This is a genomic window from Nocardioides nematodiphilus (assembly GCF_020216525.1).
Classification (GTDB): Bacteria; Actinomycetota; Actinomycetes; order Propionibacteriales; family Nocardioidaceae; genus Nocardioides; species Nocardioides nematodiphilus.
Genome location: NZ_JAIWOY010000003.1, coordinates 310,252 through 328,287 on the forward strand (window position 1 = coordinate 310,252; position 18,036 = coordinate 328,287).

At 69.5% G+C, this 18,036-nt stretch carries 15 protein-coding genes; 13 read left to right on the forward strand and 2 right to left on the reverse strand.

The features are described 5' to 3' along the window. Positions 1–3: 3 nt before the first annotated feature. The 9 genes from KSO98_RS07535 (at position 4) to KSO98_RS07575 (ending at position 9,648) form a co-directional block, all read left to right on the forward strand. On the forward strand, positions 4–774 hold the full coding sequence (locus KSO98_RS07535; protein ID WP_225284514.1) for a YebC/PmpR family DNA-binding transcriptional regulator: 771 nt from the start codon (positions 4–6) through the stop codon (positions 772–774). 114 nt (positions 775–888) lie between these two features. Beyond that, a complete protein-coding gene (gene ruvC, locus KSO98_RS07540; RefSeq protein WP_225284515.1) occupies positions 889–1,527 on the forward strand; it encodes a crossover junction endodeoxyribonuclease RuvC in 639 nt (212 codons plus the stop codon). Then, positions 1,524–2,135, forward strand: coding sequence for a Holliday junction branch migration protein RuvA (ruvA, locus tag KSO98_RS07545; protein ID WP_225284516.1), 612 nt, complete (start codon positions 1,524–1,526; stop codon positions 2,133–2,135). Before ruvC ends, ruvA begins: the two co-directional genes overlap by 4 nt. Positions 2,136–2,195: 60 nt before the next feature. Continuing rightward, on the forward strand, positions 2,196–3,233 hold the full coding sequence (ruvB, locus tag KSO98_RS07550) for a Holliday junction branch migration DNA helicase RuvB (RefSeq protein WP_225284643.1): 1,038 nt from the start codon (positions 2,196–2,198) through the stop codon (positions 3,231–3,233). Positions 3,234–3,364: 131 nt separating this feature from the next. Then, positions 3,365–3,763, forward strand: a complete 399-nt coding sequence (yajC, locus tag KSO98_RS07555; RefSeq protein WP_225284517.1) for a preprotein translocase subunit YajC — start codon at positions 3,365–3,367, stop codon at positions 3,761–3,763. Next, positions 3,763–5,460, forward strand: a complete 1,698-nt coding sequence (gene secD, locus KSO98_RS07560) for a protein translocase subunit SecD (protein ID WP_225284518.1) — start codon at positions 3,763–3,765, stop codon at positions 5,458–5,460. The genes yajC and secD overlap by 1 nt, the downstream gene beginning before the upstream one ends. Continuing rightward, positions 5,460–6,644 carry a protein translocase subunit SecF gene (gene secF, locus KSO98_RS07565; RefSeq protein WP_225284519.1) on the forward strand — a complete coding sequence of 395 codons (1,185 nt, stop codon included), beginning with the start codon at positions 5,460–5,462 and terminating at the stop codon, positions 6,642–6,644. Before secD ends, secF begins: the two co-directional genes overlap by 1 nt. Positions 6,645–6,667: 23 nt before the next feature. Then, positions 6,668–7,207: an adenine phosphoribosyltransferase gene (locus KSO98_RS07570; protein ID WP_263642451.1), complete on the forward strand. Its 540-nt coding sequence runs from the start codon at positions 6,668–6,670 to the stop codon at positions 7,205–7,207. Positions 7,208–7,311: 104 nt separating this feature from the next. Next, positions 7,312–9,648, forward strand: a complete 2,337-nt coding sequence (locus KSO98_RS07575) for a RelA/SpoT family protein (RefSeq protein ID WP_372457769.1) — start codon at positions 7,312–7,314, stop codon at positions 9,646–9,648. Between the two features lie 57 nt (positions 9,649–9,705). On the opposite strand, the gene KSO98_RS07580 is transcribed toward KSO98_RS07575, so the two are convergent. Both KSO98_RS07580 and KSO98_RS07585 read right to left on the reverse strand, forming a co-directional pair. After that, on the reverse strand, positions 9,706–10,626 hold the full coding sequence (locus KSO98_RS07580) for a type IV toxin-antitoxin system AbiEi family antitoxin (protein ID WP_225284521.1): 921 nt from the start codon (positions 10,624–10,626) through the stop codon (positions 9,706–9,708). Between the two features lie 169 nt (positions 10,627–10,795). Further along, on the reverse strand, positions 10,796–12,028 hold the full coding sequence (locus tag KSO98_RS07585; RefSeq protein ID WP_225284522.1) for a DUF349 domain-containing protein: 1,233 nt from the start codon (positions 12,026–12,028) through the stop codon (positions 10,796–10,798). Positions 12,029–12,135: 107 nt separating this feature from the next. Here KSO98_RS07585 and KSO98_RS07590 point away from each other — a divergent pair, with 107 nt between their 5' ends. From KSO98_RS07590 to KSO98_RS07605, 4 genes are all read left to right on the forward strand, one after another. Continuing rightward, positions 12,136–12,810, forward strand: a complete 675-nt coding sequence (locus KSO98_RS07590) for an MBL fold metallo-hydrolase (RefSeq protein ID WP_225284523.1) — start codon at positions 12,136–12,138, stop codon at positions 12,808–12,810. A 27-nt stretch (positions 12,811–12,837) separates the two neighbouring features. Then, entirely contained in the window at positions 12,838–14,178 is a 1,341-nt protein-coding gene (hisS, locus tag KSO98_RS07595; RefSeq protein WP_225284524.1) for a histidine--tRNA ligase, read from the forward strand. A 44-nt stretch (positions 14,179–14,222) separates the two neighbouring features. Further along, a complete protein-coding gene (aspS, locus tag KSO98_RS07600; RefSeq protein WP_225284525.1) occupies positions 14,223–16,019 on the forward strand; it encodes an aspartate--tRNA ligase in 1,797 nt (598 codons plus the stop codon). Positions 16,020–16,300: 281 nt separating this feature from the next. After that, the gene (locus tag KSO98_RS07605; RefSeq protein WP_372457770.1) at positions 16,301–17,971 is read left to right on the forward strand and encodes an ABC transporter substrate-binding protein; all 1,671 of its coding nucleotides are present in this window, start codon (positions 16,301–16,303) and stop codon (positions 17,969–17,971) included. The last annotated feature ends 65 nt before the right edge of the window (positions 17,972–18,036 follow it).

Below are 18,036 nucleotides of genomic sequence, written 5' to 3' on the forward strand. Positions count from 1 at the left end.
CCCATGTCTGGGCACTCCAAATGGGCCACCACGAAGCACAAGAAGGCTGCGATCGACGCCAAGCGCAGCAAGCTGTGGGCGAAGCTCATCAAGAACATCGAGATCGCGGCCAAGATGGGTGGCCCTGACCCCTCCGGCAATCCGACCCTCTTCGACGCGATCTACAAGGCCAAGAAGCAGTCGGTCCCCAACGACAACATCGAGCGCGCCCGCAAGCGGGGCGGCGGTCTCGACGGCGGCGGCGTCGACTACACCACGATCATGTACGAGGTCTACGGCCCGGCCGGTGTCGCGTTGCTCGTCGAGTGTCTGACCGACAACAAGAACCGTGCCGCGATGGAGGTCCGCACCGCGGTCACCCGCAACGGCGGCACCATGGCCGACCCCGGCTCGGTCTCGCGCCTCTTCGGCCGCAAGGGCATCGTCGTCCTCAACAAGGAGCAGGAGGGCAAGGAGGTCGACGAGGACGCCGTCCTCGAGGCCACCCTCGACGCCGGTGCCGAGGACGTCAACGACCTCGGCGAGGCCTGGCAGGTCTACTCCGAGCCGACCGACGTCGTCGCGGTCCGTACGGCCCTGCAGGACGCCGGTCTCGACTACGAGTCCGCCGACGTGGAGTTCGTGGCGAGCATGGAGATCCCGGTCGCCGATGCCGAGACCGCCACCAAGGTGATGAAGCTCGTCGACGTGATCGACGACCTCGACGACGTGCAGAACGTCTTCTCCAACGCCCAGATCTCCGACGAGATCCTGGAGCAGCTCGACGAGGAGTGACGCACGGCGCCATCCGGCGCTGATGCTTCCGAGGGCCCCGCGTGTCTCACGCGGGGCCCTCGCCGTCTTCCGATAGTCTGCGAACAGACGTTCGATTGGCGGGGCAGGGGAGGTATGGCGGTGCGCGTGCTCGGGATCGACCCCGGCCTGACCCGGTGTGGCATCGGTGTCGTCGACGGCGACCTCGGCAAGCCGCTGACCCTCATCGACGTCAACGTCATCAAGACGACCTCGACGCTTCCGGTCTGGGAGCGGCTGGTGACGATCGAGAAGGGCATCGACGCCTGGATCGAGGAGCACCGGCCCGACGCGGTCAGCATCGAGCGGATCTTCGCCCGCTCGGACGTCTCCACCATCATGGGCACCGCCCAGGCCAGCGGCCTGGCGATGGTCTGCGCCGCCCGCCGGGGCATCCCGGTCGCTCTGCACACCCCGTCGGAGGTCAAGGCCGCCGTCTCCGGCAACGGCCGCGCCGACAAGGCGCAGGTCGGCGCGATGGTGACCCGCATCCTGCGGCTGAGCGAGATGCCGAAGCCCGCCGACGCCGCGGACGCGCTCGCGCTGGCCATCACCCACATCTGGCGCGGCGGCGCCCAGGCCCGGATCGACCAGGCCGCCAGCAACGCCGGCGCCGGCACCACCGCTGCGCGCAACCAGGACCGCATCGAGGCGGCCCTCGCCGCCGCCAAGCAGTCGCAGGCGCGCCTCGCGCGCACCGCCCGCTCCACCCGTACGACGATGGGAACACCGTGATCGCTTTCGTCCGTGGCACCGTCGCCGCCGTCACCCTGACCAGCGCTGTCGTCGAGGTGGGCGGCATCGGCCTCGAGCTGATGTGCACGCCGGCCACCCTCGCCACCCTGCGCACCGGCACGGAGGCGAACCTCCCGAGCTCGATGGTCGTGCGCGAGGACTCGCTGACCCTGTTCGGCTTCGCCGACGAGGACGAGAAGCAGATGTTCGAGCTGCTCCAGACCGCGTCCGGCGTCGGGCCCAAGCTCGCCCAGGCGATGCTGGCCGTGCTGTCCCCGGACGGCCTGCGCACCTCGATCGCCGGCGACGACGTCAAGACGCTGACCCGCGTGCCCGGCATCGGCCAGAAGGGTGCCCAGCGGATCATCCTCGAGCTCAAGGACCGGATCGGCGCCCCGGTCCGCGCCGGCCTGCCGTCCGGTCCGCTCGGCACCGGTGCCGCGGCCCCGTGGCGCGACCAGGTCGTCCAGGGCCTCACCGGTCTCGGGTACGCCACCAAGGATGCCGAGAAGGCCGTCGACGCGGTCGCCGACCAGGCCGAGGCGACCTCGACCCCCGACGTGGGCGCGCTGCTGCGCGCCGCGCTGCAGTCGCTGAGCAAGGCGTAAGGCGGTCCGGAGATGTACGACGACGAGCTCACCGCGGCCGAGGCCGCCCACCTCGAGCGGATGGGAGGTAGCGAGCCCCTGTCCGTCGACGTCCAGGACGACGAGCGCGTCATCGAGGCGGCGCTGCGTCCCAAGAGCCTCGATGAGGTCGTCGGCCAGACCCGGGTACGCGCCCAGCTCGGACTCGTCCTCGAGGCCGCCAAGCAGCGCGGCCGCGCACCCGACCACGTGCTGCTCAGCGGCCCGCCCGGACTCGGCAAGACCACCCTGGCGATGATCATCGCCGCCGAGATGGGCACGCCGCTGCGCCTGACCAGCGGCCCGGCGATCACCCACGCCGGCGACCTGGCCGCCATCCTCAGTGGCTTGAACGAGGGCGACGTCCTCTTCGTCGACGAGGTCCACCGGATGAGCCGGCCCGCCGAGGAGATGCTCTACCTGGCGATGGAGGACTTCCGCGTCGACGTCGTGATCGGCAAGGGCCCCGGCGCGACGGCGATCCCGCTCGAGCTGCCGCCGTTCACCCTCGTCGGCGCCACCACCCGCGCGGGCCTGTTGCCCGGCCCCCTGCGCGACCGGTTCGGCTTCACCGGCCACCTGGAGTTCTACGAGCCCGACGAGCTCGACCTGATCGTCCGCCGCTCCGCCGGACTGCTCGGTGTCGAGGTCGACGCCGCCGGCTCCGCCGAGATCGCCTCGCGCTCGCGCGGCACCCCGCGGATCGCCAACCGCCTCCTGCGCCGGGTCCGCGACTACGCGCAGGTCCGTGCCGACGGCGTCGTCACCCGCGACCTGGCCCGCAAGGCCCTCGACCTCTACGAGGTCGACCCGCTCGGCCTCGACCGGCTCGACCGGGCGGTGCTCGACGCCCTGTGCCGTCGCTTCGGCGGGGGACCGGTCGGCATCTCCACGCTCGCGGTGGCCGTCGGTGAGGAGCGCGAGACCGTGGAGGAGGTGGCCGAGCCCTTCCTCGTCCGCAACGGCTTCCTCGCCCGTACGCCCCGTGGCCGGGTCGCGACGCCGGGCGCCTGGACCCATCTCGGCCTCACCGCGCCCGCGGGCGGCATGAACGGCTGGGAAACCCTGCTCGACGAGTGAGGTCCGCTCCGCCTCGGACCTGGGTCGGATGTGGCGTGGGTGACATTCTCTGTGCAGGTGATGGCTACACTTGCGCGTCGGCTGGTCGTAGGCCTGTCCCCGCCCCTTAACTCTGGAGTCTGAGTAGCGCCGTGCAGTTCTTGCCTTTCGTCCTCATCATCGCCGTCTTCTGGTTCCTGATCATCAGGCCGCAGCAGAAGCGCCAGCGCGCCGCCCAGCAGATGCAGACCACGCTCGCCGTGGACAGCAAGGTGATGCTGAGCTCCGGAATCTTCGCCACGGTCACCGAGATCACCGACGACTACATCGGAGTCGAGGTCGCCGAGGGCGTCTCGATCAAGGTCGTCCGGGCCGCGATCTCGCGCATCCTTCCGGAGGACTTCGGTGAGGAGACCGAGGGGGAGCTGGAGGACGAGGCCACCGACGCGACCGCCGCCGTCGAGGTCCCCGAGGCGGCCGACGAGAGCGTCGAGGAGACCCTCGCCAAGTACACCCCCGAGCCCGTGCAGCAGGCGGAGAAGAACGACTGATGGCCAACAAGAAGCCCCGTCCGGGGCGCACTCTCACCGCCTTCTTCCTGGCGCTCGTCGTGGCCTACGGCCTCGTCGCGCTGGGCGGCAAGTGGAAGCCCGAGCTCGGTCTCGACCTGCAGGGCGGCACCCGGATCACCCTGATCGCCTCGGGCCACCCGAGCACCGAGAACCTCGACGAGGCCCGTGGCATCATCGACCAGCGCGTCAACGGCTCCGGCGTCACCGAGGCCAGCGTCACCCGCCAGGGCAGCAACCTGATCGTGGTCGAGATCCCCGGCAAGAGCCGCCAGGACCTCGTCGACACCGTGGCGCGCCAGGCGCAGATGCGCTTCCGCCTGGTGGCCTGCCAGGACACCTGTGCGTCCAGCGCCGCCGGCGCCGGCGCCGCGGGCGGGGCGACCGCGGGCACGGGTGCCACCGGTGGCGGCACGGGCATCGCCGGCCAGCGTGCCGGTCTCGGCTTCGACCACAAGAAGCCCGCCGCCACGAAGAAGGCTCAGACCCCGGCCGCGTCCCCGACGCCGGTCAGCGGCGACACGGCTGCGCCGAGCGACGCCGCCAGTCCGACGACGTCCGGCGAGCCGGACGCGAAGGGCGACATCTCCGTCGACGACGCCGTGAAGTTCATGGGGAACCCGCCGGCCGACCAGGTCGCCAAGTTCGACGCGTTCACGTGCCCGACCGGCAGCACCGCCCCGGTCGTGGTGGACAACCCGAGCGCCCCGCTCATCACGTGTGACGCGCAGGGCCACAAGTACCTGCTCTCGCCGGCGATCATCGAGGGCACCGAGCTCAGCGGCGCCTCGGCCCAGGTCCCGCAGAACAGCGTGCAGTGGGCGGTGAGCCTGAGCTTCCACAGCGCCGGCCGCAGCGCCTTCGCCGACGCCACCGACGCCGTCCACCAGAACGGCGGCCTGTTCGCCATCGTCCTCGACGGACAGGTCATCTCGGCGGCGACCGCTGAGGGCCGGATCAACGGCGACGCCCAGATCACCGGCAACTTCACGCAGGACGAGGCGCAGAGCCTCGCCACCAGCCTCAAGTACGGCTCGCTGCCGATCGCGTTCGACAAGAACGGCACCTCCAGCGAGGTCATCGGACCCACGCTCGCCGGCAACCAGCTCAACGCCGGTCTGCTCGCGGGCGGCCTCGGCATCCTGCTCGTGATGGTCTACTGCCTCTTCTACTACCGCGGGCTCGGCATCGTCGTCATCTCGTCCCTGGTCTTCGCGGCCGGCTGGACGTACGCGATGGTCCTGCTGCTGTCCAAGACCGCCGGCTTCACGCTGACCCTGCCCGGCATCGCCGGTCTGATCATCGCGGTCGGCATCACCGCGGACTCCTTCATCATCTTCTTCGAGCGCATCCGTGACGAGATGCGCGAGGGCCGCTCGATGCGGGTCGCCGTGGAGACCGGCTGGGTCCGCGCCAAGCGCACCCGGATCGGCGCGAGCTTCGTCTCGCTCTTCTCCGCCGCGATCCTCTACATCTTCGCGACCGGCGTGGTGAAGGGCTTCGGCTTCGCGCTGGGCCTGTCCACGGTCATCGACCTCGCGGTCCTCTTCTGGTTCACCAAGCCGCTGGTGTCCTGGTTCGCGCGCTTCCACTTCTTCAACGGTGGCGGCAAGCTCTCCGGGCTCAGCCCCGAAACACTGGGCATCGACGCTCCCGTCGCTGCTGGAGGTAAGGCCTGATGGGTAAGTTCTCTCGGCTCGGTCACGAGCTGTCCACGGGCCACAAGTCGTACGACTTCATCGGCCGCCGCCCGTTCTGGTACTCGCTGTCCGGCGGCATCGTCCTCGCGGCACTGCTCGTCGTGATCTTCAACGGCTTCAACTTCGGTGTGGAGTTCACCGGCGGCACCGAGATCCAGGTCAGCGGCCTGTCCTCGACCGACGCCGGCCAGGGCACGGCCGACACCCTGCGCGAGAAGGTCGCCGCCACCGGCATCGAGGCGGCCGCGCAGCCCGAGGTCGCCACCGCCGGCAGCAACGGCGTGACGATCACGGTCAAGGAGCTCACCGAGAGCGAGCAGGCGAAGGTCACCGACGTGATCGAGTCGGTCGTGACGATCGACAACCCCAAGGACCAGCTGACGGTCTCCTCCATCGGGGCCAGCTGGGGCCAGCAGGTCGCCCGCCGTGCGCTGATCGGCGTCGGCGTCTTCCTCGTCATCGTGATGCTCTTCATCGGGATGTACTTCCGCGAGTGGAAGATGTCGATCGCCGCGCTCTGCGCGCTGATCCACGACGTCCTCATCACGATGGGCATCTACTCGCTCTCCGGCTTCTCGGTCACCCCGGCGGCGGTCACCGGTCTGCTCGCGATCCTGGGCTTCTCGCTCTACGACACCGTCGTCGTCTTCGACAAGGTCCGGGAGAACACCCACGACCTGCGCGCCTCCAAGACCACGTACGCCAAGGCGGCCAACCTGGCTGTCAACCAGACCCTGGTGCGCTCGATCAACACCGGCATCGTCGCGCTCATCCCGATCGGCGCGATCCTCGCGGTCAGCATGATCCAGCTCGGCGCGAGCACGCTGAAGGACCTCGCCCTGGCGCAGTTCGTCGGCATGGCCGTCGGCGTCTTCTCCTCGGTCTGGGTCGCCCCGCGCATCCTGGTCCACCTCAAGTCCAACGAGTCCGAGGTCGTCCTGGCCGAGCGTCGCGCCAAGGCGAAGGCCAAGGCCAACGTCGACCCGTACGCCAACGTGCCGTCCTTCGCCGAGGACATGCCCCTCGGCGAGGGCGCCGAGCTCGGTGTCCCCACCGACGCGGAGCAGGGCCCCGCGCGGGCCCGTGGCCCCGTCGTACGCGACAGTCGCGCTGCGGGTCGCCCGCAGCCGTCGCGCGAGCCGCGCTCCAAGCGCACCAAGTGAACCCAGCAGCAAGGAGCGGCGTGATGAGCCTCGAGGACACCCTGGACCGTCTGGTCGTCGACGTCATCGACTACCCCAAGCCCGGGATCGTCTTCAAGGACATCACGCCGCTGCTGGCCGATCACGCCGGCTTCACCGAGGTCGTCGAGGCGCTCGCCGTCGCCGGCCGTGACGCCGACGGACGACCGATCGTCGACAAGGTGCTCGGCATGGAGGCACGCGGCTTCATCCTCGCCGCCCCCGTCGCGCTGGCGCTCGGGGCCGGCTTCATCCCGGTCCGCAAGGCCGGCAAGCTTCCCCGCGAGACCCATGCGGTCTCCTACTCCCTCGAGTACGGCGACGCCACACTCGAGCTGCACCAGGACGCGGTCGCGCCGGGGGAGCGGGTGCTCCTGGTCGACGACGTGATCGCCACCGGCGGGACCGTCGCCGCCACCATCGACCTGGTGCGCCGCAGCGGCGCCGAGGTCGTCGGCGTCGCGGCGCTGATGGAGCTGGCCGCGCTCGCGGGTCGCACCGCGATCGGCACCGATGTGCCGATCACCGCGCTGATGCAGGTCTAGGCGACCACGCGAGGGACGGCGCGAGCGAGGGAACGAGCTCGGGCACGGGCCGCGAGTGCGGGAGCCCACCGCAGGACGCGGGGCGCGCCCACTAGACTCTGTGCATGACTGAGGAGCGCACGTCCGCCACCCCGCGCGAGCCGGTGGTGCGGGTGCGCGAGGGCGGATCCACGGGCGCCCCGAGCGGGCGCCGGATGCGTGCCCGACTCGCCCGGATGGGCCAGCGCAACCCGGCGGCCAACCCGATGCTCGAGCCGCTCTTCCGGGCCGTGCGCGCCAACCACCCCAAGGCCGACCTCGCCCTGCTCGAGCGGGCGTACGTCACCGCCGAGCGCCTGCACGAGGGGCAGATGCGCAAGAGCGGCGACCCGTACATCACCCATCCGCTCGCGGTGACCACGATCCTCGCCGAGCTCGGCATGACCGAGCCGACGCTGGTCGCGGCCCTGCTGCACGACACCGTCGAGGACACCGCGTACACGCTCGACGAGCTGCGCCGCGACTTCGGTGACGAGGTCGCCGTGATGGTCGACGGCGTCACCAAGCTCGACAAGGTCCAGTACGGCGACAACGCCCAGGCCGAGACGATCCGCAAGATGATCGTCGCGATGGCCAAGGACATCCGCGTCCTGGTCATCAAGCTCGCCGACCGGCTGCACAACATGCGCACCCTGCGCCACGTGCCGCAGAAGTCGCAGGAGCGCTCCGCGCACGAGACCCTCGACATCTACGCGCCGCTGGCCCACCGGCTCGGCATGAACACCATCAAGTGGGAGCTCGAGGACCTCGCCTTCGGGACCCTGCACCCCAAGATCTACGACGAGATCGTGCGGCTGGTCGCCGAGCGCGCGCCCTCGCGCGACCAGTTCCTCGCCCAGGTGATCAGCCAGGTCGAGGAGGACCTGCGCGAGGCCAAGATCAAGGCCACGGTCACCGGGCGACCGAAGCACTACTACTCGATCTACCAGAAGATGATCGTCGGCGGTAAGGACTTCTCCGACATCTACGATCTGGTCGGCATCCGCATCCTCGTCGCCGAGGACCGTGACTGCTACTCCGTGCTCGGCGTCCTGCACTCGCGCTGGAACCCGGTGCTCGGCCGGTTCAAGGACTACATCTCGCTGCCGAAGTTCAACCTCTACCAGTCGCTGCACACCACCGTGATCGGCCCGCAGGGCAAGCCGGTGGAGATGCAGGTGCGCACGTTCGCGATGCACCGTCGCGCCGAGTACGGCGTCGCGGCGCACTGGAAGTACAAGGAGGACGGGCGCAGCGGCGAGACCGGGCAGAGCTCCGGGGGCGAGCGGCGTGCCGACCTCGACGACATGGGCTGGGTGCGTCAGCTGCTCGACTGGCAGTCCGAGGTCGAGGACCCGGGGGAGTTCCTGGAGTCGCTGCGCTTCGAGATGCACCGCGCCGAGGTCTACGTCTTCACCCCGCGCGGCGATGTGATCGCGCTGCCTGCGGGCTCGACACCCGTCGACTTCGCGTACGCCGTCCACACCGAGGTCGGGCACAAGACCATCGGTGCGCGGGTCAACGGCCGGCTGGTGCCGCTCGAGTCGACGCTCGAGAACGGCGACGTGGTCGAGATGTTCACCTCCAAGGCGCCCACCGCCGGCCCGTCGCGGGACTGGCTGGGCTTCGTGAAGTCGAACCGGGCCCGCTCCAAGATCCGCGCCTGGTTCACCAAGGAGCGACGCGAGGAGGCCATCGAGAAGGGCCAGGACGCGATCGCCAAGCTGATGCGCAAGGAGGGGCTGCCGCTCAAGCGGCTCATGTCCCACGAGTCGCTCAACCTGGCCGCGGCCCACTTCAACATCGCGGACGTCTCCGCGCTCTACGCCGCCGTCGGCGAGGGCAACCTGTCGGCCCAGGCCGTCGTACGCCGCGTCGTCGACGAGCACGGTGGTGACGCCGGGGCGGCGGAGGACCTCGCCGAGGCCGTCACCATCACCCGCCCGCGGCGCTCCAAGATCACCACCGGCGGCGACGCCGGCGTGGTGGTCAAGGGCAGTGACGCCGACGTGTGGATCAAGCTGGCCAAGTGCTGCACCCCGGTGCCGCCCGACCAGATCCTCGGCTTCGTCACCAAGGGCGGCGGCGTCTCGGTCCACCGGCTCGACTGCACCAACACCGCCGAGCTCAAGACCCAGCCCGAGAAGCTCCTCGAGGTCGAGTGGGCCCCGACGTCCTCCTCGACGTTCCTGGTCAACATCCAGGTCGAGGCGCTCGACCGCGCGCGGCTGCTCTCCGACATCACGATGGCGCTCTCGGACGCCCACGTGAACATCCTCTCCGCGCAGCTCACCACCTCCCGCGACCGGGTCGCCAAGTCCCGCTTCACGTTCGAGATGGCGGATGCGAAGCACTTGGACACGGTGCTGAAGGGCGTACGGAACGTGCCGGGGGTCTTCGACGCGTACCGCGTCACCTCCTAGCTCGAGAGGTCACGTGTTGCGGGTCGAGTGGTCACTTCTTGAGGGGCGAGTGTCCGATCACCAGCGACGGGTGGTGTACGCCGACGCGAGCTCGGCGCGCAGCTCGCGCAGCCAGCGCTCGAGCGCATCGCCGCTGAAGTCACCGAGGCGTACGACGATCCGCGTCCAGCCAAGTGCGCGCAGCCACTGGTGTCGCTCCCGGTCGTACGTGCGTTGCTCCTCGGTCATCTCATGGAACTCGCGGCCGTCGTACTCGACGTACAGCCGGTGCTCGGGGTAGGCGAAGTCAAGGCGGAATGTCGGGACGCCGTCCACGTCGATCCAGTACTGGGGCGTCGGCAGCGGCAGCCCGGCATCGTGGATCGCGAGGAGTGTCCAGGCCTCACGGTGCGACTCGACCCGTGGCTCGACGAAGGGCGCCAGCTCGCGAAGCTGAAGCACGCCGCGACGACGCTGGAATCGTTCGCCGCCCGCGACCAGGTCGGGGACGGTGACGCCGTGCCCCCGGGCCAGCAGGCACAGCGCGGCGTACGCCTCGCGGCGACGAAGGTGGCAGCCGAGGTCGAGCGCCGTCCGAAGCGGCGTCGTCACTCGTACGCCGCCCAGCTCCGTCACATCGCTCGCGCCGAGGTCGCGGGTCCGTCCGCGCACCCCGGTCAGGCGGCTCCTGGTGCGACCACGCAATGCGCAGGTCTCGACCGGCGCACCGTGACTCGACTCGGCCGATGCGTAGGTGTCGACACCGTGCAGCCACGCGGCGGTCCGGTCGACCACCACCTGCGTCGGCTCGACCACCAGCCGCAGGGCCGCAGTGCGAAGGGCCACGGAGTCCTCGATGGTGGCGTCGACGTAGACGCCTCGCAGGAGACGTCGGAGCCGTCCTGCCTCGAGGGCACTCCTCAGCGTCCAGGGGCTCAGACCGAGACCGGCGCACTCGGCATGGGCGAACGGCGCGGCAGGGAGCGCTACGGGAGACATGGCGCCCAGCCTCTTCGTCCCTCCGGTGCTGCGCCACGGGCCGCTCGTCGCCTGTGGAGAAGCGGAGGCAGGGCGTGTCTGTGAACGGAAAGTGGCCGCTGCCGACCGGCAGCGACCACTTATACCGCAAAAGGTGACCTCTCAACCCACGAGAAGTGACCTCTCAACCTCAGCTGAAGTCTTCGGAGGCTCGCTTCGCCATCTCGAGGAACTGCTTGCGGGACTCGAGGTTCTCCTCCAGGGAGGCGAGCTTCTTGGTGTCTCCCTTGGCCTTGGCCTTCTCGATGTCGGCCTCGACGGCGGCGATCGCCTCGGTGAGCTTGGTGATCATGTCGTCGGCGCGGGCGGACTTCTCCGGGTCGGACTTGTTCCACTGCTCGTCCTCGACGGCCTTGATCGCCTGCTCGACCTTGCGCATCCGGCCCTCGAGGTCGCGGATGCGGTCGCGCGGGACCTTGCCGGCGGCGTCCCAGCGATCCGCGATGTCGCGGAACGTGGCCTTGGTCGCGGCCAGGTTGTCGGTGGTCACCGGCAGCAGGGCCTCGGCCTCGACCAGGATCTGCTCCTTCACCTCGGCGTTGGCGGCGAACTCGGCGTCGATCGCGGAGTTCTCGGCGTCCCGGGCGCCGAAGAAGGCGTCCTGCGCGCCGCGGAACCGCTTCCACAGCGCGTCGTCGATGTCCTTGGGGGCCGGACCGGCGGCCTTCCACTGCTGCATGAGGTTGCGGTAGGCGGCAGCCGTGGCGCCCCAGTCGGTGGAGGAGGCGAGCTTCTCGGCCTCGACGACCAGTCGCTCCTTGATGCCGCGGGCGCCCTCGCGCTTCTCGTTCAGCTCGGCGAAGTGCGTCTTGCGACGGCGGGTGTACGCCGTACGGGCGGTGGAGAACCGGCGCCACAGGGCGTCGTCGGAGGCGCGGTCGATGCGGGGGAGCGCCTTCCACTGGTCGAGCAGCTCGCGCAGCCGGTTGGCGCCGTTGCGCCAGTCGTTGCTCTCGGCCAGCTTCTCGGCCTCGCCGACGACCTTCTCCTTCTCGGCCTTCGTCTCGGCCGACTTGGCGGCGCGCTCGGCCTTGCGGGCCTCACGCTGCGCGGCCAGGAGCGGGGTGAGCGCGTCCAGGCGGGCGGTGAGCGACGCGAGGTCGCCGACCGCGTTGGCCTCCACGACCTGCGTCCGCACGTTCTTGACCGACTCGGCGGCCTCCTCGGGGGTCAGCTTGGCGCCGTGCACCCGCTTCTCCAGGAGCTCGACCTCGAAGGCCAGCGCGGCGTACCGCTCGGTGAAGAACTTCAGCGCCTCCTCCGGGGTGCCCTCGGGATACTGCCCGACGGCCCGCTCGCCCTCGGCGGTGCGCACATAGACCGTGCCGTCGTCGTCGACCCGGCCCCACTGCTCGCTCGTCACTGGTCATCCTTCTCGTCGGCTGAACCACATTCGCGCCCATCGTAGTCAGACGGGCCTCCGGCGGTGGCGATGCGGTGGTGCCCCGCCCCGCTGGATAGGGTTGCGGGGTGTTGATCGCCGGCTTCCCCGCAGGGCCGTGGGGGACGAACTGCTACGTGGCCGCCACCGGGCCGGGCACCGAGTGCGTCGTCATCGATCCGGGCATGGACGCCTCCGACGGCATCGCCCAGGTGATCGCCGAGCACCGGCTCAAGCCGGTCGCCGTGCTCGTCACCCACGGGCACGTGGACCACATGTTCTCCGTGGCTCCGGTCGCCGGCACGTACGACGCCACCGCCTGGATCCACCCGAAGGACCGGCATCTGCTGGCCGACCCGATGGCCGGCATGTCGCCCGACACTGCCCGGATGCTGCTCGGCGGCGACCACACCTGGGCCGAGCCCGACGACGTCCGCGAGCTCGCGGACCGCCAGACCCTCGAGGTCGCCGGCCTGAGCTTCGTCGTCGACCACACCCCGGGTCACACCCAGGGGTCGGTCACCTTCCGCAGCCCGTACGCCGCCTCCGCCGACATCTCCGAGGTGATGTTCTCCGGCGACCTGCTCTTCCAGGGCTCGATCGGCCGTACGGACCTCCCGGGCGGCGACCACGCCCAGATGCTCACCAGCCTGCGCACCAAGGTGCTGACCCTGGCCGACGACATCGTCGTCCTGCCGGGCCACGGTGAGCAGACCTCGATCGGGCGCGAGCGCGCCACCAACCCCTTCCTCCAGGACCTCTGAGAGAGCAACAGATGGCACGGTGTTCCTTTGTCTAGGCCGACCCCGCTGAGCGGGTTCCCCGAGTTCCTGCCCGCCCAGCGCATCGTCGAGCAGCAGGTGCTCGCCACCCTCGCGCGCACCTTCGAGCTGCACGGCTTCGCCAGCCTCGAGACGCGCGCGGTCGAGCCGATGGACCAGCTGCTGGCCAAGGGGGAGACCTCCAAGGAGGTCTACGTCCTCAAGCGTCTCCAGGACGAGGGGACCGGCGACGCGGGCATGGGCCTGCACTTCGACCTCACCGTGCCGTTCGCCCGCTACGTCATGGAGAACGCCGGCAAGCTGGAGTTCCCGTTCCGCCGCTACCAGATCCAGAAGGTCTGGCGCGGCGAGCGCCCCCAGGCCGGCCGGTTCCGTGAGTTCACCCAGGCCGACATCGACATCGTCGGGCGCGACACCCTCGGCTTCCACCACGACGTCGAGGTCGCCCGCGTCATGGCCGAGGCGCTCGGCAAGCTGGAGTTCCTGCCCGGGTTCCGGATCCAGGTCAACAACCGCAAGCTCATCCAGGGCTTCTACGCGGGCCTCGGGGCGAGCGACCCGCTGCGCGTGATGCAGCTGGTCGACAAGCTCGACAAGATGCCGGCCGAGAAGGTCGGCGAGCTGCTCGTCTCCGACGCGGGCCTCACCGCCGAGCAGGCCCAGCAGACCCTCGCCCTGGCGCAGATCTCCACCACCGACAGCTCCTTCGTGGGCGCCGTGCGCGCCCTCGGTGTCGAGCACCCGCTGCTCGACGAGGGCCTGGTCGAGCTCGCCGCCGTCATCGAGGGCTGCGCCCCGATCACCAGCGAGCGGATCCGGGTCGTCGCCGACCTGTCGATCGCGCGTGGCCTGGACTACTACACCGGCACCGTCTTCGAGACCCGTCTCGACGGCTTCGAGTCGCTCGGCTCGATCTGCTCGGGCGGCCGCTACGACTCGCTGGCGAGCGACGGGCGCAGCACCTACCCGGGAGTCGGCATCTCGTTCGGCGTCAGCCGCGCGCTCGTGCCGCTCCTGGGCGACGGCGTCGTCACCAGCAGCCGGAGTGTGCCGAGCGCCGTGCTGATCGCGCTCACCGACGAGGAGAGCCGCCCGGTCGCCGATGCCACCGCCCAGCTGCTGCGCGCCAACGGCGTCGCCACCGAGGTCGCGCCCAAGGCCGACAAGTTCGGCAAGCAGATCAAGTACGCCGAGAAGCGGGGCATCCCGTACGTCTGGTTCGCCACCGCTGACGGCGACCAGGTGAAGGACATCCGTAGTGGTGACCAGGTGGCCGCCGACGCGGCCACGTGGCAGCCTGCCCCTGAGGATCTGCGGCCTCAGATCGTCCTCTCGGACCGCGACAACTGACCTCTCGACCCACAACTTGTGACTTCTCAACGTAAGGACATGAAGTGATCCGCACCCATGACGCCGGAACCCTCCGCGTCGAGCACGTCGGCCAGACCGTCACCCTCGCCGGGTGGGTGGCCCGCCGCCGCGATCACGGTGGGGTCGCCTTCATCGACCTGCGCGAGTCGACCGGCGTGGTCCAGCTCGTCATCCGCGACGAGGCCCTGGCCGGCAGCCTGCGCTCGGAGTTCTGCCTCAAGGTGACCGGCGAGGTCATCGCCCGTACGGAGGCGAACGTCAACCCCAACCTGGCCACCGGCGAGGTCGAGGTCGTCGTCTCCGACCTCGAGATCCTCAACCCCAGCGCCCCGCTGCCCTTCCCGATCGACGACGCGGCCGCCCACGGCGCCGGCGACATCTCGGAGGAGGCGCGCCTCAAGCACCGCTACCTCGACCTGCGCCGCTCCGGCCCGGCCCACGCCATCCGGCTGCGCTCGAAGGTCTACCAGGCCATCCGCGAGGTCCTCGGCGGGCGCGACTTCGTCGAGGTGGAGACCCCGACGCTGACCCGCTCCACCCCTGAGGGCGCCCGCGACTTCCTGGTCCCGGCGCGTCTGCACCCGGGCAGCTGGTACGCCCTGCCGCAGTCCCCGCAGCTGTTCAAGCAGCTGCTCATGGTGGGCGGCCTCGAGCGCTACTACCAGATCGCGCGCTGCTACCGCGACGAGGACTTCCGCGCCGACCGCCAGCCGGAGTTCACCCAGCTCGACATCGAGATGAGCTTCGTCGACCAGGACGACGTCATCGAGATGATGGAGGACATCATCAAGGCGATGTGGTCCACCATCGGCGTCGAGGTGCAGACGCCGCTGCCGCGGATGACCTACGCCGACGCGATGAGCAAGTACGGCTCGGACAAGCCCGACCTGCGCTTCGGCTTCGAGCTCGTCGAGTGCGCCGACTACTTCAAGGAGACGCCGTTCCGCGTCTTCCAGAGCGAGTACGTGGGCGCCGTCGTCTACCCGGGCGGCGCGAGCCAGCCCCGCAAGGTGCTCGACGCCTGGCAGGAGTGGGCCAAGCAGCGCGGCGCCCGCGGCCTCGCGTACGTCCTGTTCCAGGAGGACGGCACCCTCGGCGGACCGGTCGCCAAGAACCTCTCCGAGGCCGAGCAGGCCGGCCTGGCCGCCCACCTCGGGGCCAAGCCCGGCGACTGCGCCTTCTTCGCCGCCGGCGCCACCAAGCCCAGCCGTGCGCTGCTCGGTGCCGCCCGCGTCGAGATCGCCCGCCGCCTCGACCTGCTCGACCCGGACACCTTCGCGTTCACCTGGGTCGTCGACGCCCCGATGTTCGAGTCGGCCGCCGACGCGGTGGCCTCCGGCGACGTCGCGGTCGGCGCCGGCTCCTGGACCGCGGTGCATCACGCCTTCACCGGCCCCAAGCCGGAGTTCGAGGCGACGTTCGACACCGACCCCGGCAGCGCGCTGGCGTACGCGTACGACATCGTCTGCAACGGCACCGAGCTCGGTGGCGGCTCGATCCGTATCCACCGCGAGGACATCCAGAAGCGTGTCTTCAACGTGATGGGCATCAGCGACGAGGAGGCCCAGGAGAAGTTCGGCTTCCTCCTCGACGCCTTCAAGTTCGGTGCTCCGCCGCACGGCGGCATCGCACTCGGCATGGACCGGGTGCTCCAGCACCTCACCAAGACCGACTCGATCCGGGAGGTCATCGCCTTCCCGAAGTCGGGCGGTGGCTTCGACCCGCTGACCGCCGCGCCTGCTCCGATCACCCCGGAGCAGCGCAAGGAGGCCGGGGTGGACAGCAAGCCGGAGGTCAAGAGCGAGACAATGGCCGGGTAACCGACCTGTGACGTGCCTGGGCACGAATGATGGCCACGCGGTGTAGTTCCCGTGACATCTTCTTGACCCAATTGTTACTAGTCCCATCTGACTAGTGGAGGGCGCGTCATCTAATGTCCGAATCAGGTACTGCATCGCGGTATCTCGGGAACGATGGCCTAGGAGGGCTCATGCATAGGGTTACGCGTCGGGTAGCGCCGTTGATGGCTGCTGCTCTGGTTGGTAGCGCGGCGTTGACAGGTTGTGGCGGTAGCGGGAACAGCGCCTCGAACGACTCGGGGATGACGCTGACGGTTCTGTACCGCAACGTCTCGCAGGGCAGCACGAAGACGGCACAGGTGCTCGAGCAGGAGCTGAGCGCCGCCGGCGTGAAGGTCAAGCTGCTCGGAACGTCCAACGCGGACTTCTACACCAAGTACCTGCAGTCGAAGACGGCCGCCAAGGACGGCACGTTCGACATCGCGATCGCAGGGTGGGGCCCCGACTGGTACGGCGACGCCGCGGCGTCGTTCTTCCTGCCGCTCTTCAGCGGCGAGCAGTCGTACCCGTGGAACGGCGGCAGCAACTTCGGTCTCTACAACAGCGACGCGACCAACGCGCTGATCGCGAAGGCGCAGTCGGCGAAGACGCCGCAGGAGGCCCAGGCCATCTGGGCCCAGGCCGACAAGCAGGTCATGACGGACGCGGCGATCTTCCCGATCACCGACCCGCAGGAGGCCAACTACCACTCGAAGAACATCAGCAACGCGGTTCCGATCCCGTCGCTGCAGCAGATCGACCCGCTGAACGTCACCAAGACGGGTGCCGACAAGGACACGCTCCACGCCCTCGGCGTCGGCGACGTGGACTACATGGACCCGAGCGTGACCTACTACAGCACCGGCTACATGGCGATGCGCTTCTTCCAGCGCCAGCTGTTCAGCTACTCGGCCGTGCCGGGTCACACCACCGAGACCAGTCCCGACCTCGCCACCGAGCTGCCGACCAAGGCGAACGGCGGCATCAGCGCGGACGGCAAGACCATCACCGTCCACCTGCGCCCCGGCGCCATGTGGAACAGCAAGCCGGCCCGTCCGGTGACCGCCTCCGACGTCGTCCTCGGCGTCAAGCGCAGCTGCAACCCGGTCCAGCCGTTCACCGGCCAGTCCGACTTCGCCGGTCTGCTCGACGGCTACACCGACTTCTGCAAGAAGTTCGCCGCGGACGCGGGCAAGACGCCCACCGTCGCCTCGATTAAGAAGGCCATCGCCGCCCCGTTCAAGGCCGTCACGGCCCCGAACCCGACGACGGTCGTGTACCACCTCACCCAGCCGGCGTCGTACTTCGTCTCCGAGCTGACGCTGCCGGCGCTGAGCGCCCCGGTGCCGGAGGAGTACCTCAACTACCTGCCGGCGAGCGCTGAGCTCGCTCAGCACACGCTGTCGAACGGTCCCTACCAGATCGACTCCTACGAGCCGACGAAGTCGATCGTCTTCACCCAGAACCCGGTGTGGAAGCAGGAGACCGACCCGATCCGCAAGCAGAACTTCACCAAGGTCATCGTCGACGAGGCCGGTCAGCAGGAGTCGATCCAGCAGCAGCTCCAGGCTGGTAGCCCGTCGGCTGACATCGAGTGGGACACCTTCCCGCCGCCGACCTCGGTGCCGGCGCTCAAGAAGGCGAACGACCCGAACCTGTCGATCACCCCGGAGTCGTCCAGCAACCCGTACGTCGTCTTCAACACCCAGTCGCCGAACAACGGCGGTGCCCTGCAGCGTCCCGAGGTCCGTCAGGCCCTCTCCGAGGCGATCGACCGCTCGGCCCTGATCAAGGTCCTCGGCGGCGAGCTGCTCAACATCCCGCTCACCCACATCCTGCCCAAGGAGATCGACGGCTCGCAGGACTTCGCGATGTGGCCGTACGACACGGCCAAGGCGAAGAAGGATCTGGCTGCGGCCCTCAAGAAGAAGTAGTGAACCTGTGGTCCTGCTCCATGTGACAGACCTGAATGTCTCGTTCGACACCGATGACGGCGTCG